This window comes from Streptomyces sp. R11 (assembly GCF_041051905.1).
In the GTDB taxonomy this organism is placed as follows: Bacteria; Actinomycetota; Actinomycetes; order Streptomycetales; family Streptomycetaceae; genus Streptomyces.
In genome coordinates, this window is sequence record NZ_CP163432.1 from 6,599,105 (window position 1) to 6,614,723 (window position 15,619).

Below are 15,619 nucleotides of genomic sequence, written 5' to 3' on the forward strand. Positions count from 1 at the left end.
ATCCGTAGTTCCCGGGCCGTTCCCCCGTGCGGGGGAACGAAGACAGGGCCGATCGGTTACAAGGCACGCTAAGGATCCGGGGGCGCAACGACGGACAGCACGCGGCGGGGGTGCACCCTTCTCACTCCTACGGGTGCACCCCCGCCGTCGCACGGACCTCGTGAGGCTAGAGCTTCGTCCACGCCTCCGTCAGCGTCGCCCGCAGGATCTGCTCGATCTCGTCGAACGTCTCCTGGTTGGAGATCAGCGGCGGCGCGAGCTGGACGACCGGGTCGCCGCGGTCGTCGGCACGGCAGTACAGGCCGTTGTCGAACAGGGCCTTGGAGAGGAAGCCGTACAGAACCCTCTCGGTCTCCTCGTCGTTGAACGACTCCTTGGTCGCCTTGTCCTTGACGAGCTCGATGCCGTAGAAGAAGCCGTTGCCGCGGACGTCGCCGACGATCGGAAGGTCGTGCAGCTTCTCCAGCGTCGTGCGGAACGCGGTCTCGTTGTCGAGGACGTGCTGGTTGAGCTTCTCGCGCTCGAAGAGGTCGAGGTTGGCGAGGCCCACCGCGGCCGACACCGGGTGGCCGCCGAAGGTGTAGCCGTGCAGGAAGGTGTTGTCGCCCTTGTAGAACGGCTCGGCCAGGCGGTCGGAGATGATGCAGGCGCCGATCGGGGAGTAGCCCGAGGTCATGCCCTTGGCGCAGGTGATCATGTCCGGGACGTAGCCGAACTTGTCGCAGGCGAACATCGTGCCCAGGCGGCCGAAGGCGCAGATGACCTCGTCCGACACCAGCAGGACGTCGTACTGGTCGCAGATCTCGCGCACCCGCTGGAAGTAGCCGGGCGGGGGCGGGAAGCAGCCGCCCGCGTTCTGGACCGGCTCCAGGAAGACCGCGGCGACGGTCTCCGGGCCCTCGAAGAGGATCTGCTGCTCGATCTGGTCGGCGGCCCAGCGGCCGAAGGCCTCCGGGTCGTCACCGAAGATCGGGGCGCGGTAGATGTTGGTGTTCGGCACCTTGTGCGCGCCGGGGACCAGCGGCTCGAAGGGGGCCTTGAGGGCCGGCAGGCCCGTGATGGACAGGGCGCCCTGCGGGGTGCCGTGGTAGGCGACCGCGCGCGAGATGACCTTGTGCTTGGTGGGCTTGCCGGTGAGCTTGAAGTACTGCTTGGCCAGCTTCCAGGCGGTCTCCACCGCCTCGCCGCCGCCGGTGGTGAAGAAGACCTTGTTGAGGTCGCCCGGCGCGTGGTCGGCCAGCCTTTCCGCAAGCTCCACGGCCTTCGGGTGGGCGTAGGACCAGATCGGGAAGAACGCCAGCTCCTGCGCCTGCTTGGAGGCGGTCTCGGCCAGTTCGACGCGGCCGTGCCCGGCCTGCACCACGAACAGGCCGGCGAGCCCGTCGAGGTAGCGCCTGCCCTTGTCGTCGTAGATGTAGGTGCCCTCGCCCCGGACGATCGTCGGGACGGGCGCCTTCTCGTACGAGGACATACGCGTGAAGTGCATCCACAAGTGGTCGTACGCGGTCCTGCTGAGGTCCTGAGGGCTGTTGGTGCTCACGGTTATCGGGTCCTCACGGTTATCGGGTTCCCCACATGTAGGTCTGCTTCTTGAGCTTGAGGTAGACGAAGCTCTCCGTCGAGCGCACTCCGGGGACAGCGCGGATGCGTCGGTTGATGACGTCCAGGAGGTGGTCGTCGTCCTCGCAGACGATTTCCACCATCAGGTCGAAGGACCCGGCCGTCATCACCACGTACTCGCATTCGGCCATGGCGGTCAGTGCGTCGGCCACGGACTCCACGTCGCCCTCGACGTGCACACCGACCATCGCCTGCCTGCGGAAGCCCACGGTGAGCGGGTCCGTGACGGCGACGATCTGCATGACGCCCTGGTCGAGCAGCTTCTGGACGCGCTGGCGCACGGCCGCCTCGGACAGGCCGACGGCCTTGCCGATGGCGGCGTACGGCCGGCGGCCGTCCTCTTGAAGTTGTTCGATGATGGCGAGGGAGACGGCGTCCAGCTGGGGACCGCCGTTCCTGGACTCGCGGGAGTCCCTGTGCTCTGCGCTTCGACTGGCCACGACGTCACTGTGCACGACGTCTCGATAGTTCCGCAAGGCCGAGGCGATGAAATTCGTTGTTTATGCGACCGAGACCTGCGGATTTCGCAGAAGGGGCGCCAGTGGGGGTGTTGAAAACGTGGGTCAGCCGATTAGGGTGGGTGTCTCAGAGAATGGACAGTTCGACCTGACAGGAGGCCGGCAGTGAGCACCGAGCTGCGTCGTCTGCGCAACTACATCGACGGTGAGTTCCGGGACGCCGCCGACGGACGGACCACCGAGGTGGTCAACCCCGCGACGGGCGAGGCGTACGCAACCGCACCGCTGTCCGGGCAGGCGGACGTCGACGCCGCGATGGAGGCCGCCGCGCGCGCCTTCCCCGCCTGGCGTGACGCGACCCCCGCCGAGCGACAGAAGGCCCTGCTGAAGATCGCCGACGCGTTCGAGGAGCGGGCCGAAGAGCTCATCGCGGCCGAGGTGGAGAACACGGGCAAGCCGATCGGACTCACGCGGTCCGAGGAGATCCCGCCGATGGTCGACCAGATCCGCTTCTTCGCGGGCGCGGCGCGGATGCTGGAGGGCCGCTCGGCGGGTGAGTACATGGAGGGCCTGACCTCCATCGTCCGCCGTGAGCCGATCGGCGTCTGCGCGCAGGTCGCGCCCTGGAACTACCCGATGATGATGGCCGTGTGGAAGTTCGCACCGGCCCTCGCGGCGGGCAACACGGTCGTCCTGAAGCCGTCGGACACCACTCCGGCGTCGACCGTCCTGATCGCCGAGATCATCGGAGGCATCCTGCCCAAGGGTGTCTTCAACGTCATCACCGGCGACCGTGACACCGGGCGGCTGATGGTCGAGCACCCGACTCCGGCGATGGCCTCCATCACCGGTTCGGTGCGGGCCGGTATGTCGGTCGCCGAGTCCGCCTCCAAGGACCTCAAGCGGGTCCACCTGGAGCTGGGCGGCAAGGCGCCGGTCGTGGTCTTCGCCGACACCGACATCGCCAAGGCCGTCGAGGACATCTCCGTCGCGGGCTTCTTCAACGCCGGGCAGGACTGTACGGCGGCCACGCGCGTCCTCGTCCACGAGGCCATCCACGACGAGTTCGTGCAGGCGCTCGCGAAGGCCGCCGCCGACACGAAGACCGGTCAGCCGGACGACGAGGACGTGCTGTTCGGCCCGCTCAACAACCCGAACCAGCTCAAGCAGGTCTCCGGGTTCATCGAGCGGCTGCCCGCCCACGCCAAGGTCGAGGCAGGCGGTCACCAGGTGGGTGACAAGGGGTACTTCTACGCGCCGACCGTCGTGTCGGGGCTGAAGCAGGACGACGAGATCGTCCAGAAGGAGGTCTTCGGCCCGGTCATCACCGTGCAGTCCTTCTCGGACGAGGCGCAGGCCGTCGAGTGGGCCAACGGCGTCGAGTACGCGCTCGCTTCGTCCGTGTGGACCAAGGACCACGGGCGTGCGATGCGGATGTCCAAGGCGCTGGACTTCGGGTGCGTGTGGATCAACACGCACATTCCGCTGGTTGCGGAGATGCCGCACGGCGGCTTCAAGAAGTCCGGGTACGGCAAGGATCTGTCGGCGTACGGGTTCGACGACTACACCCGGATCAAGCACGTGATGACGTCCCTGGACGCGTGACGCTGCGCTAGGCGCCGCGGGGGTCGTGGCCGTCTCACGGCTGCGGGTTCGATGTGGCCGGTCGCGCAGTTCCCCGCGCCCCTTCGCGGCGTCGCAGCCCCGGACGGAGTGAGTACCGTTCGGGGCTGCCGCTCGACATGGCGTCGATTGATCGGCCGCGGTCAGCAGCGGCATGCTGCGGCAATGGCCCTCCCCTCGATGAACTCCCCGCTGTCCCGCCGGGCTTTGCTGCGCACCCTCGGTGCGGGCGCTGCGCTCGGTGGGCTCGCCGGCTGCGGTGTGCGGCCCGCCTATGTGTCGCCCGGCGACCGGGCCGCCACCGATGTCTCCGCGACCGACAAGCGGCTCACCTGGGCGAACTGGCCGCTGTACATCGACACGGACGACGAGGACGCGCGGCGCAGGCCCACCCTGGAGGGGTTCGAGAAGAGCGCAGGGATCTCCGTCGACTACGTCGAGGAGATCAACGACAACGACGAGTTCTTCGGCAAGATCAGCCCGGCCCTGATGAACCATCAGCGCACAGGCCGCGACCTCGTCGTCATCAGCGACTGGATGTGCGCCCGGTTCGTACGGCTGGGCTGGGTGCAGGAGATGGACCGGGCACGCCAGCCGAACGTGGCGAAGTACCTGGACCCGCTGCTGCGTTCACCGGCCTTCGACCCCGGACGGAAGTACACCGTGCCGTGGCAGTCCGGCATCACGGGCATCGCGTACAACCGCCGCCGGCTGGGCCGCGACATACACAGCGTCGCCGAGCTGTGGGCTGGCGACCTGAAGGGCCGGGTGACCCTGCTCTCCGGTCTGGACGAGGCGTTCGCGCTGCTCATGCAGGGCAACGGCGTCGACATCACCCGCTGGACCGCGGACGACTTCCACACCGTCTGCGACCAGGTCGAGCAGCAGGTCCGCAAGGGCCAGATCCGCCGCTTCACCGGCAACGACTACATCAAGGACCTGTCGAGCGGCGACGTCCTGGCCTGCCAGGCCTACTCGGGCGACGTCATCCAGCTCCAGGCGGACGACCCCGACATCCGCTTCGTCGTCCCCGAGGAGGGGGCCGAGCTGTGGTCGGAGTCCCTGATGGTCCCGAACCTGGCCCGCCACAAGGCCAACGCGGAGCGGCTGATCGACTACTACTACGACCCCGAGGTCGCCGCCGAACTGGCCGCCTGGGTCAACTACGTCTGCCCGGTCCCGGCCGCCCAGGACGTCCTCGCCTCCGCCAAGGACGAGGAGACGGCCGCCCTGGCCGAGGATCCGCTGATCTTCCCGGACGCGGCGATGCGCCGGCGTCTCGCGATCGCTCGGGACATCACGTCGGAGGAGCGGGTGGAGTTCGCCAAGCGGTGGAACGCGATCGCGGGGTTGTAGGCGGCCCCCACGGCCCCGTGTGCCCCCTACCAGTGACCCTGCCGGTGCACCGCCGTGCGCCCCACCGTCGCCGCCAGTTTGCGCAGTCGGCGCCAGTCCAGGCGGGGGCCGCGCTGGGGGACGCCGGGGCGTTTGCGGGGGACACGGACGCGTAGGGCGCCCGAAGTGATGCGGCAGTGGACCGGGGCCTGCAGGACAAGGGCCTCGCCGTCCATGCCGGCCTCGATCTCCTCACGGTCGGCCTCGATGACCACCTCGGTTGCGGTGAGGATGCTGAGGCCGGGCGGCGCCGGGTCTAGGAGCAGTGCGGCGGCCTCGGCCGCGCTGTCCACCCTGATGCCGAGGACCCCGAGAACGGCGGCGTCGAGGCGGTCGCGGCGGCCGAGCCCGAAGGGATCGTCCGTGCGGTAGGGGTTGTTGCTGACCAGCACGGCATGCGGGGCGTGCAGCGTCGTGTCCGCCGCCCGGACGGTCAGCAGCGGGCCCTGCTGGCGGGTGAGCAGGTCGGGCAGCAGCTCCAGGCTGGTGCCGATCTTGTCGTCGCGGTAGCCGGGGCTCTGCACGATGGCCGCGTAGGCGCCGAAGGAGGCGTTGTTGACGAAGGGCCGGCCGTTCGCGAAGCCGAGGTCGACGCGCAGTTCCACGCCGTCGACGAGCGCGTCGAGGCAGGCGGCGGGATCCTCGCGGTCGAGGCCCAGGTCCATGGCGAAGTGGTTGCGGGTGCCGGCGCTGATCACCAGGAACGGGATGTCGTACGCGGCGGCGACGGCCGCGACCAGTGCCTGGGTGCCGTCCCCGCCCGCGACACCGAGCAGGTCCGCGCCGTCCGAAACGGCCTTGCGGGCCAGGGCGGTGACGTCCTGATGCTCGTCGGGGTCGAGGAGGACGACCTCGGCGCCGAGCCGTTCCGCCTTCTCCTTGAGCGCGAAGCGTTCCACCTTCCCGCCGCCCGAGCGGGGGTTCATGATCAGGATCGCCCGCCGCGGTGGCGCCGCCTTGCGACCCCGCATCACCCGCACCCGTGGGCTCCCCGTGCCCCGCAGCGCGTACCGGCCGCTCCACACGGCCACCGTCCACAGCGCCACGGACGCCAGCAGCGCCCAGAACAGGGTGGCAGCGAACAACGTGATCACGGCGGCCGGTACGGCCAGGGCCACGACGCCCGCCAACCAGCGCACCGGTCCGCGCAGCGTCAACGTCCACCACACCGCGACGGCGCCGATCCCCAGGCCCGCCACACCGGCCACCAGCAGCAGCACGCCGCCGATCCCGCCGTAGGCGAGCGGCACGAGCAGCGCGAGCCCCGCTGCGGTCAGCGAGGCCCGTGCCGCCCAACGTTGCCCCCGGTAAGCCCGTTCGCTCAGGTCCAGGCCCATGCGTCCTCCCTCGTCGGCGGACATCGTAGGGCCGGGCCGGTGCGGGCCGCATGGCGGCCATCGGTTCGGGCTCCGGGACGGAGACCCACTTTGAACGTGTTCAACTTCAAGCGTACGCTGCTGCCATGAGCGACAGAGCCGCCCTGCTCAAGGGCATCCGCGTCTGGCTGGCCCTCTTCGTCATCTGCCTGGTGCTCAGCGGCGCCACGGCCTTCCCTCTCGTCCACGAACTGCGCTGGACCGAGGACCTGTTGCGCGCCCTGTCCGTGCCGGAGCACCTGCCCGGCCTCATGGACTGGATCGAGCGCGTCCGGGGTGGTCTCGACACCGCCGACGCCGACTACCCCTTCCTGCTCTACGGCACGGACTGGCTCGCCTTCGCCCATCTCGTGATCGCCGTCGCCTTCTACGGCCCCTACCGCGACCCGGTGCGCAACATCTGGGTCGTCGAGTTCGGCATGATCGCCTGCGCGGGCATCATCCCGCTCGCCCTGATCTGCGGGCCGATCCGCGGCATCCCCTTGTGGTGGTCGGTGATCGACATGTCGTTCGGCGTCTTCGGGGTGATCCCGCTGTACGTCGTGCGGAAGAGGATCAAGCGGCTGGAGGCGCTGACGACGCCGTCAGCACCTCCGGCTGCCGCCGCCGCCGTCAGCGGTTGAACGCCGGGAAGGCGAAGCGCTGGGCGATGGACAGGCCGTCGCCCTTCGCGTCGGTCGAGTTGACGGAGTAGACGACCGTCCGGGACAGGTTGCGGGTGGCCGCGACGACGGTGTGATAGCCGGGTCGGGCACCCGTCTTGCCCCAGATCTCCTTGCCGTTCAGCTCGAAACGCTCCAGCGAGGCACCCATGGTGGCCCCCTCGATGTCCGGGACCGCGAACATCTCCTTCAGCTGCGGCTCGGGCACGACCCGACCGCGGAACAGGGCGAACAGCAGCCGTTCCAGGTCCGCCGTCGTCGAGATCATGTCGCCGGCCGCGAACCGGTCGGACATGTTCCACTCGGTCACGTCGACCAGCTTGCCGTCGATCCAGTCGTATCCGCGGTTGTGCGGGCCGTGAATGCGGGGGTCGGGGCCGGCCGGGAAGGAGGTGTGGCGCATGCCGAGCGGGCGGAAGATCCGTACGGCCGCCTGGTGGGCGTACGAGTCGCCCGTGACCTTCTCGATCAGCATGCCCAGCACGGTGTAGTGGATGTTGCCGTACCGCTGGTGCTCGCCGGGCGCGTGGTCGGGGTCGGGTCCCTTGGCGACCGACGCGGCCACCACCTCCTCGGGGGTCAGTGTCTCGAACCGGTGCTCGTAGCCGTCGTCGACGTCCTCACCGAGGGACGCCCCCGGCTGCAGACCGCTGGTGAAGTTCAGCAACTGCCGTACGGTGATGGGCGCGAAGTCCTCGGTGAGCAGGCCGGGCAGATATCGCTGCACCGTCCCGTCGAGGGAGATCCGCCCCTCGGCGGCGAGTTGCAGCACGATCGCCGAGGTCACGATCTTCGTCGTCGAACCGGCGCGGAAGCGGGCGTTCTCCAGCGCCGGCGCCCCGGTTCTCATGTCCCGCACGCCGGCCGCCCCGTGCCAGCTCCCCTTGCCGCCCACGCGGATCAGCGCGGCCGTGGCGTCCTTGTCGGGCAGCCCGGCGAGCGCGGCGCACAGGGCCTTGACGTCGGGGCCGCTCTTCGGGGCGGCCTCGATCGCGTGCGCGGAACAGGACGAGGACGACGCGGGCCGCGCGGAGGCCGTCCCGGCAAGCGGCACTGCGGCCAGGGTCAGAGCGAGGGCGGAGGTGAGGAGGGCGGGAAGCGGGCGTACGGGCATCTGCTGCTCCTGGAGTGGGGTCGGTGGGGTGTCCGTGATCATCGTCGGCCGTACGGTCCCGCGGCGGATCGTCGGTGAGGAGGGGCTGCAACCCTGGGGGAGCCCGGAGCAAGTGCCGCGCAGAACAAGGGCGTTGTGAGGGATCGCCCTTACGGGGCGCCGGTCGGCGAAAAAGTGTTATCGCCGACCCCCGCACCGCGTCTCCACTGGCGGAATGTGATCTCCGATATAGCCAACAGTGCTGGTCAGGCTGAGAAGGTGCGTACGGGCAGCGGATGAGCCGGGAGAGGACGTACGTGGACGAGGGAGCCGGCAGGCAGTGGCGCTCCACCATCGCTGCGGCGCAGGCCGGTGACCGGCAGGCGCTGGACGAACTGGTGGAGGGCTGGCTCCCGCTGGTCTACAACGTCGTCGGGCGCGCCCTGAACGGACACGCCGATGTCGACGACGTCGTCCAGGAGACCATGCTGCGTGCCGTCGACAACCTCGGCTCGCTGCGGGACCCGGACAGCTTCCGCTCCTGGCTCGTCGCGATCGCCATGCGGCAGATCCGGGACCGGGCGCGCCGCAAACAGCCCGCTCACCTCGACGAGTCGGCCGCGCACGAGGCCACCGACTTCGCCGAACTCACCGTCCTGCGGCTCCAGTTGCAGGGACAGCGGCGGGAGGTCGCGGAGGCGGTGCGCTGGCTGGACGACGAGGACCGGCAGTTGCTGTCGCTGTGGTGGCTGGAGGTCGCGGGCGAGCTGACCCGGCGTGAACTGGCCGCCGCGGCCGGGATCAGCCGACAGCACGCCGCGGTGCGCGTCCAGCGGGTGAAGGAACGGCTGGAGACCGCGCGCGGCATCGTCCGCGCACTCGACGGCGCCTGCCCCGGCCTGCGCGAACTGACCGCTCGCTGGAACGGACGCCCGGACTCCGTCTGGCGCAAGCGACTGGCCCGGCACATCAGGGGCTGCGGCTACTGCGGCGACACCCGCGAGGCCGTCGTCCCCGCGGAACGCCTCCTCGTCGGCATCGCGCTCGTCCCGATCCCGGTCGGCTTCACGCTGTCGCTGGCATGGGGCGGCAAGACGGCCGTCGCGGCGACGGCGGCCTCCGTCGGCTGGTCCGCGAAGGTGATGGCCGCGATCACCCAGCCCGCCGTGGCGGTGACGGCCGGGGCGACACTCGTCGCGGGCGGCGCGTACGTCGTCACCCAGACCCCACAGTCCCCGCCGCGCGCGGCCGCCCCCACCACGGCGAGCACGGCCCGCCCGCCGGCGCCGACCCCGCCCGTGTCGCCGACGGCCACGCTCTCACCGCCGTCCTCCCCCGCACCGTCTCCGTCACAGCCGCGGAAGACCGGGCTGTACGGCACAGTCGTCGATGCCGTCGACAAGGCCCCGGACCCGAACGCCGAGCCCGCCGCCCTGCCGCACCGCCGCGAGTCCGGTGTCACCAGCACCTGGGGCGCGAAGGCCGTCATGCAGCACCGCGGCGAGAAGGTGACGCTCAGCGGGCAGGGCTACGTCCTGGTGCGCTGGCAGATCTCCCCGCAATCACGGCCGGGCGCGCTGGTCATGCCGACCTGGACCGGCCTCAAGGGCAGGCTCTTCCACGTCGCCTCCGGCGGCGGCCGCCGCATGGACGACACCACCGGCCCCGACACCACCGGCATGGGCGGCCCCGACACCGGCTACACGGTCCTGCCCGACGGCACCCAGCAGATGTGGCAGAACGAGTACTTCTACGTCGACGGCTCGGTCACCCTCAACCAGAACGAACGGGGCGCCGACTACGGCGTCATCGTCTTCCCGTCGACCTGGGAGGCGGCCGAGAAGGACGTGCGGACCGGCCCCGACCAGGGCGCGATCCGCTACGGCCAGGTCCGCGACAACGGCAAGGACACCGCACCGGTCCCGCAGTACGTCACCCGCGGGACCCCGGCCGATCCGGCGACAGTGCCTCAACGCTCGCGCGTCTAGCGGCTTTCGGCGTCGGGCCGGGCGGTGAGCAGACCGAGGAGGACGTCGACGCGGTTGGTCGTGATCGAGTCGACGCCGAGGTCCAGCAGGCGGCGCATGGAGCGCCGGGTGTCCGGGGTCCAGACGGACAGCAGGTGACCGCCGCGGTGGACGCGCTCGGCGAGGGCGTGGTCGACCAGGCCGAAGCGGTAGTTGAGCCAGCGCGGCCGCACCGCGTCCAGCAGGGCGGGCCGCGGCGGAGCCAGCGTCGTCCAGGTCAGGGCGATCTCGGCGGCCGGGTCGGCGGCCCGCACGGCGAGCATGGCCGGGGCGCCCGCGCAGTAGTACACACCGTCCTGCGCCCCGCACTCGCGTACGACGTCCACGACCCGGCGCGCCGCCCGCACGTCGGGCGAGCCCGGCAGGTCGAGCATCACCCTGCTCCCGTCACACGCCGTCAGCGCCTCCCGCAGCGTCGGCACCCCGCCCGCCGTCAGCCCGCGCACCTCGGCCGCCGACAGCGCGAGCAGCGGACGGTCCTGCTCCCACAGCCGCTTCAGCGTGTCGTCGTGCAGCAGCACCGGCACGCCGTCCTTGGTGAGCCGTACGTCGATCTCCACCGCGTCCGCGCCCCGTTCGAGCGCGGAGCGCAGGGAGGCGAGCGTGTTCTCGCGGACGCGGTAGGGGTCGCCGCGGTGGGCCACGGCGGTCACGTTCTGCATGAGGGCATTCCGGTCGGGGGCGAGGGCCATCGTGGATGAGTCGAGGCGTGGCGGGCGCCGCCGGCTCAGGAGGCGAGCCAGTCGGTGGTGTACGTGTCGATCTCGGCCCTGATCCGGGCCTTGCCCGGCTCGTCGAGGAAGGACACGTCCACGGCGTTCTTGGCGAGCTCGGCCAGGCCCCGCTCGTCGAGCTCGAGGAGGCGCGCCGCGACCGCGTACTCGTTGTTGAGGTCGGTGCCGAACATGGGCGGGTCGTCGGAGTTGATGGTGACGATGACGCCGGCCTCGGTGAACTGCTTGATCGGGTGCTCGTCGATCGTGCGGACCGCGCGCGTGGCGATGTTGGAGGTCGGGCACACCTCCAGCGGGATCCGGTGCTCGGCGAGGTGCGCGAGCAGCTTCGGGTCCCGCGCCGAGCTGGTGCCGTGCCCGATGCGCTCGGCGCGCAGGTGCGTGAGCGCGTCCCAGACCGTCTCGGGGCCGGTGGTCTCGCCGGCGTGCGGCACGGAGTGCAGTCCGGCGGCGATGGCCTGGTCGAAGTACGGCTTGAACTGCGGCCTCGGTACGCCGATCTCGGGCCCGCCGAGCCCGAAGGAGACCAGGCCCTCCGGGCGCAGCCGGTCGTCGGTGGCGAGCCGCACGGTCTCCGCGGCGGACTCCAGGCCCGCCTCGCCGGGGATGTCGAAGCACCAACGCAGCACGGTCCCGAACTCGGCCTCGGCTGCCTTGCGGGCATCCTCGATCGCCGCCATGAAGCCGCCCTCGTCGATGCCGCGGCGGGTGGAGGAGAACGGGGTGATGGTCAGCTCGGCGTACCGCACCTGCTGGCGGGCCAGCTCGCGGGCCACCTCGTACGTCAGCAGCCGTACGTCCTCCGGGGTGCGGATCAGATCCACGACGGACAGGTACACGTCGATGAAGTGCGCGAAGTCCGTGAACGTGAAGTAGTCGACCAGGGCCTCGGGGTCGGTGGGGACCTTGGAGTCGGGGTGGCGGGCGGCGAGTTCCGCGACGATGCGGGGGGAGGCGGAGCCGACGTGGTGGACGTGCAGTTCGGCCTTGGGCAGTCCGGCGATGAAGGCGTGCAGATCGCGCGGGACGCGGGCGTCGACGAGGTTGTCGGTCAAGGTTCCTCCCCAGGAACGGCGTCTCCGGCCGGGCATGTGGTCGGCGGGACGCGGGTGATCGGCTGATCGGTGACTCGGGGTCATCGTATGCCGGGGCCGTGCCGGGGATGCCCGGGCCTTAGCATGACGGCACATACGACGGAGGGGGGCCGGGCATGTCCGACGACGCGCAGACGCCGGGGGCGGCGGAGGATGCGGCGGCTGGAGGGTTGGCTTCGCCGGGGGCGTCGGAGACGGGGGCGAGGACCTCGTTGGAGAAGGCGGGGAGCAACGCCTCCTCGACCGAGCCGGATCCGTGGGCGCCTCCGGTCGAGGGCGGGCAGGCTTCGGACTCCGCTCCCACCGCGCCCGGGGGAGCCGGTTACACCGTCGCCTCGAACGACCCGCTGACCTGGCCCGCACCCTCCGTGCACGATCAGCAGACGGTGACTTCCATGCCGTCCTCGGGCATGCCGACGCCGCCGTCGTGGGTGAACCCGTCGACCGGGCCGAACCCTGCGGTGCCGCCGGGCGGGTCGAGCCCCAACCCCTTCGCGGCGCCGGGTACCACGCCGCCCCACTCGGCGGCCGGGCCCTTCGCGCCCCCGACGGCATCCCTTCCCTACGCCGCCCACGGTGAGCCCGTTCCGCCGCCGCCCATCGCGCCCGGCGGTCCGGGGCAGGTTGCGTACGGCTATCCCGGGCCTGTCCACGCTTATCCGCCGCCGGGTGTGGGCCCCGGTGCCGGGGGTTATTACGGGTGGCCCGGGGTGCAGCCCATGCCGAGCAATGGGATGGGTACGGCGGGGCTCGTACTCGGGATCATCTCCGCGGCGATCTTCTGCCTGTGGCCAGTCGCCATCGTGATGGGTGCGCTGGCGTTGATCTTCGGGTCGATCGGGCGGGGGAAGGCGCGGCGGGGAGAAGCGACGAATCCTGGGCAGGCGCTGGCGGGGATGATCTGTGGTGCGGTGGGATTGGTGCTGGGGTTGGGGATGCTGGCGGTGTTGATCTCGACGGTGTAGTGAGCGGGGGGTTTCTTCGCCCCCGCCGCCCCTACCCTTCCCGTCCCTGGGGGCTGCCGCCCCCAGACCCCGCTGTCGGCCTGAACGGCCTCGTCCTCAAACGCCGGACGGGCTGGATTGCCTGGACCGGCGCTGGGAATTCAGAGCCCTGCCGGCCCCAACCCCCGCAACCGCTCCCGCGCCCCCATCAACGCGAACCCCAGCAAATTAGGCCCCCGCCACCGCTCAGGGTCTCCCGCCCCGTCATCCCCCGCCGCCAACCCGATCCCCCACACCCGATCCACCGGACTGGCCTCCACCAGCACCCGATCCCCGGTCCCCAGCAAAAACCCCCGCAGCTCCGCATCCGCCGAGAACTTGTGGACCGACCCCTCGACGACGATCCGGAACCGCTCCCGCTCCCACACGGCCTCGTCGAAGCCGCGCACGAGCCGCCCCGCCTTCTTCGCCAGCGAGGGATGCCCGGCCTCCAGCACCCGCCGCTCGGCCTCCGCGTCCCCGAAGAGCCGGGCCTTCTCGGCCATCATCCAGTGCTCGGCGGTCGCGTACGACACGCCGGCCACCGTGAACGGCGACGGCCACCACTGGCTCAGGCAACTCGCGCTCACCTGTCCGTCCGGTCGTGGCCGGTGGCCCCAGAAGTGCAGATACTTGACTCTCGTCCCGGCACGGACCTCCCTGATCAGGACGTCCCAGGAATCGATCTTCGCCATGTGGCCGAGTCTGGCACGCACCACCGACAATCCGTCCCGGGTTTTCAAGACCAACTCGACACCTGGTCGACAGATTCCGTTGCGTAACCAAAAGGCAACAACGGAATCACTTGTTGGAGCCTTCCTGCTCTGTCAGGATCGGCACTCAAATCGAGCCTGAGCCACGCCACCCCACGCCGACCCCACTGCGGTCCCTCCAGGGGGACACGGAGGAGAGCGACATGCACAACCCGGGCACCGCCACCCCGGAACGATTCCCGGCCCAAGACCGCTTCGCGGACGGCGCGCAGTTCATCGCGGGCCGCCTGGTGAAGGGAACCTCGGGTCGTACGCACGCCGTCGTCGACCCGGCGACCGGCGAGGAGGTCTACACGTACGACCTGGCCGGCACCGAGGACGTCGACGCCGCCGTGGCCGCCGCGCGCGAGGCGTTCCCCGCCTGGGCCGCAGCCACCCCGGGCGAGCGTTCGGACGCGCTGCACCGCTTCGCCGCCGTCCTCGCCGAGCGTGCCGAGGACTTCGCCCGCGCGGAGTCCCTGCAGTGCGGGAAGCCGCTGAAGCTGACCCGTGAATTCGACGTGCCGGGCACGATCGACAACACCTCCTTCTTCGCGGGCGCCGCCCGCCACCTCGCCGGCCAGTCCGCGGGGGAGTACTCCGGCGACCACACCTCCTACGTCCGCCGCGAACCCATCGGCGTCGTGGGCTCCATCGCCCCCTGGAACTATCCGCTCCAGATGGCCGCCTGGAAGATCCTCCCGGCGATCGCCGCGGGCAACACGATCGTGCTCAAGCCCGCCGAGCTCACCCCTCTCACCTCACTCCTGTTCGCCCAGGCCGCCACGGACGCCGGCATCCCCGACGGTGTCATCAACATCATCACCGGGACCGGCAAGGAGGCCGGCGAGCATCTCGTCGGTCACCCCGACGTGGCCATGACCTCCTTCACCGGCTCCACCGCCGTGGGCAAGCGCGTCGCCGAGATCGCCACGGCCACGGTGAAGCGGCTCCACCTGGAGCTGGGCGGCAAGGCGCCCTTCGTCGTCTTCGACGACGCCGACGTGGAGGCCGCCGCCAACGGCGCCGTCGCGGGCTCGCTCATCAACACCGGGCAGGACTGCACGGCCGCCACGCGCGTGTATGTGCAGAGGCCGCTCTACGAAGAGTTCGTCTCGCGCACCGCCGCCCTCATGGAGAGCGTCCGCCTCGGCGACCCCTTCAACCCCGGCACCGATCTGGGACCCCTCATCTCGCACGTCCAGCGCGACCGTGTCGCCGGGTTCGTCGACCGTGCGCGTGCCTACGCGCGCGTGGTCACCGGCGGTGAGGCCCCGCAGGGCGATCTCAAGGAGGGTGCGTACTATCGGCCCACCCTGGTCGCCGACGCCGCCCAGGACAGCGAGATCGTCCAGTCCGAGATCTTCGGGCCGGTCCTTGTCGTTCTGCCGTTCGACAGCGACGATGACGGGATCCGGCTCGCCAACGACACCCCGTACGGGCTCGCCGCCTCCGCCTGGAGCCGCGACGTCTACCGGGCGAACCGCGCCACCCGCGAGATCCAGGCGGGCTGTGTGTGGGTGAACGATCACATCCCGATCATCAGCGAGATGCCGCACGGCGGCTACAAGGCCTCCGGCTTCGGCAAGGACATGTCCGCGTACTCCTTCGAGGAGTACACGCAGATCAAGCACGTCATGTTCGACAACACGGCGGTCGCCAGGAAGGACTGGCATCGCACCGTCTTCGGGGACCGATAGCCGGACCGGACCGGCCCCGGCCTGAGCGGACTGAACCAGGCGGGATGTCGGACCGGACCAGACCGGCGCGGCCGCCTCGCCCCTCCCCGCGGCCGGCCTCCC

At 70.6% G+C, this 15,619-nt stretch carries 14 protein-coding genes; 6 read left to right on the plus strand and 8 right to left on the minus strand.

Annotated features, from left to right (window positions below; all coding sequences use genetic code 11):
• Positions 1 to 166: 166 nt before the first annotated feature.
• Positions 167 to 1,540 (minus strand): aspartate aminotransferase family protein, encoded by a 1,374-nt coding sequence (locus AB5J55_RS30570; protein ID WP_369273706.1) that lies wholly within the window; start codon positions 1,538 to 1,540, stop codon positions 167 to 169.
• 19 nt (positions 1,541 to 1,559) lie between these two features.
• The gene (locus tag AB5J55_RS30575) at positions 1,560 to 2,075 is read right to left on the minus strand and encodes an Lrp/AsnC family transcriptional regulator (protein WP_328422862.1); all 516 of its coding nucleotides are present in this window, start codon (positions 2,073 to 2,075) and stop codon (positions 1,560 to 1,562) included.
• A gap of 168 nt (positions 2,076 to 2,243) precedes the next feature.
• On the opposite strand from AB5J55_RS30575, the gene AB5J55_RS30580 reads away from it, so the two are divergent.
• Both AB5J55_RS30580 and AB5J55_RS30585 read left to right on the plus strand, forming a co-directional pair.
• On the plus strand, positions 2,244 to 3,683 hold the full coding sequence (locus tag AB5J55_RS30580) for a gamma-aminobutyraldehyde dehydrogenase (RefSeq protein WP_362384112.1): 1,440 nt from the start codon (positions 2,244 to 2,246) through the stop codon (positions 3,681 to 3,683).
• Between the two features lie 183 nt (positions 3,684 to 3,866).
• A complete protein-coding gene (locus AB5J55_RS30585; protein WP_369273707.1) occupies positions 3,867 to 5,057 on the plus strand; it encodes a spermidine/putrescine ABC transporter substrate-binding protein in 1,191 nt (396 codons plus the stop codon).
• Between the two features lie 26 nt (positions 5,058 to 5,083).
• Here the strand turns inward: AB5J55_RS30585 and AB5J55_RS30590 are convergent, their stop codons facing one another.
• The gene (locus AB5J55_RS30590; protein ID WP_369273708.1) at positions 5,084 to 6,433 is read right to left on the minus strand and encodes a diacylglycerol kinase family protein; all 1,350 of its coding nucleotides are present in this window, start codon (positions 6,431 to 6,433) and stop codon (positions 5,084 to 5,086) included.
• A 125-nt stretch (positions 6,434 to 6,558) separates the two neighbouring features.
• On the opposite strand from AB5J55_RS30590, the gene AB5J55_RS30595 reads away from it, so the two are divergent.
• Positions 6,559 to 7,095 carry a hypothetical protein gene (locus AB5J55_RS30595; protein WP_369273709.1) on the plus strand — a complete coding sequence of 179 codons (537 nt, stop codon included), beginning with the start codon at positions 6,559 to 6,561 and terminating at the stop codon, positions 7,093 to 7,095.
• On the opposite strand, the gene AB5J55_RS30600 is transcribed toward AB5J55_RS30595, so the two are convergent.
• Positions 7,085 to 8,248 (minus strand): serine hydrolase domain-containing protein, encoded by a 1,164-nt coding sequence (locus tag AB5J55_RS30600; RefSeq protein WP_369276342.1) that lies wholly within the window; start codon positions 8,246 to 8,248, stop codon positions 7,085 to 7,087. The genes AB5J55_RS30595 and AB5J55_RS30600 overlap by 11 nt on opposite strands.
• A 275-nt stretch (positions 8,249 to 8,523) precedes the next feature.
• Between AB5J55_RS30600 and AB5J55_RS30605 the strand changes: the two genes are divergently transcribed.
• Positions 8,524 to 10,215, plus strand: a complete 1,692-nt coding sequence (locus AB5J55_RS30605) for a sigma-70 family RNA polymerase sigma factor (RefSeq protein ID WP_369273710.1) — start codon at positions 8,524 to 8,526, stop codon at positions 10,213 to 10,215.
• On the opposite strand, the gene AB5J55_RS30610 is transcribed toward AB5J55_RS30605, so the two are convergent.
• From AB5J55_RS30610 to AB5J55_RS30620, 3 genes are all read right to left on the minus strand, one after another.
• Complete coding sequence (locus AB5J55_RS30610; protein WP_369273711.1) at positions 10,212 to 10,916, minus strand: glycerophosphodiester phosphodiesterase; 705 nt, start codon at positions 10,914 to 10,916, stop codon at positions 10,212 to 10,214. The genes AB5J55_RS30605 and AB5J55_RS30610 overlap by 4 nt on opposite strands.
• A 65-nt stretch (positions 10,917 to 10,981) precedes the next feature.
• Positions 10,982 to 12,043: an adenosine deaminase gene (locus tag AB5J55_RS30615; protein ID WP_369273712.1), complete on the minus strand. Its 1,062-nt coding sequence runs from the start codon at positions 12,041 to 12,043 to the stop codon at positions 10,982 to 10,984.
• 415 nt (positions 12,044 to 12,458) lie between these two features.
• Positions 12,459 to 12,593, minus strand: a complete 135-nt coding sequence (locus AB5J55_RS30620) for a hypothetical protein (protein WP_369273713.1) — start codon at positions 12,591 to 12,593, stop codon at positions 12,459 to 12,461.
• Positions 12,594 to 12,801: 208 nt separating this feature from the next.
• On the opposite strand from AB5J55_RS30620, the gene AB5J55_RS30625 reads away from it, so the two are divergent.
• A complete protein-coding gene (locus AB5J55_RS30625; protein WP_362384096.1) occupies positions 12,802 to 13,047 on the plus strand; it encodes a DUF4190 domain-containing protein in 246 nt (81 codons plus the stop codon).
• A gap of 140 nt (positions 13,048 to 13,187) precedes the next feature.
• Here AB5J55_RS30625 and AB5J55_RS30630 read toward each other — a convergent pair whose 3' ends face one another.
• A complete protein-coding gene (locus AB5J55_RS30630; RefSeq protein WP_369273714.1) occupies positions 13,188 to 13,760 on the minus strand; it encodes an NADAR family protein in 573 nt (190 codons plus the stop codon).
• Between the two features lie 221 nt (positions 13,761 to 13,981).
• Here AB5J55_RS30630 and AB5J55_RS30635 point away from each other — a divergent pair, with 221 nt between their 5' ends.
• Positions 13,982 to 15,517 (plus strand): gamma-aminobutyraldehyde dehydrogenase, encoded by a 1,536-nt coding sequence (locus tag AB5J55_RS30635; RefSeq protein ID WP_369273715.1) that lies wholly within the window; start codon positions 13,982 to 13,984, stop codon positions 15,515 to 15,517.
• Positions 15,518 to 15,619 lie beyond the last annotated feature (102 nt).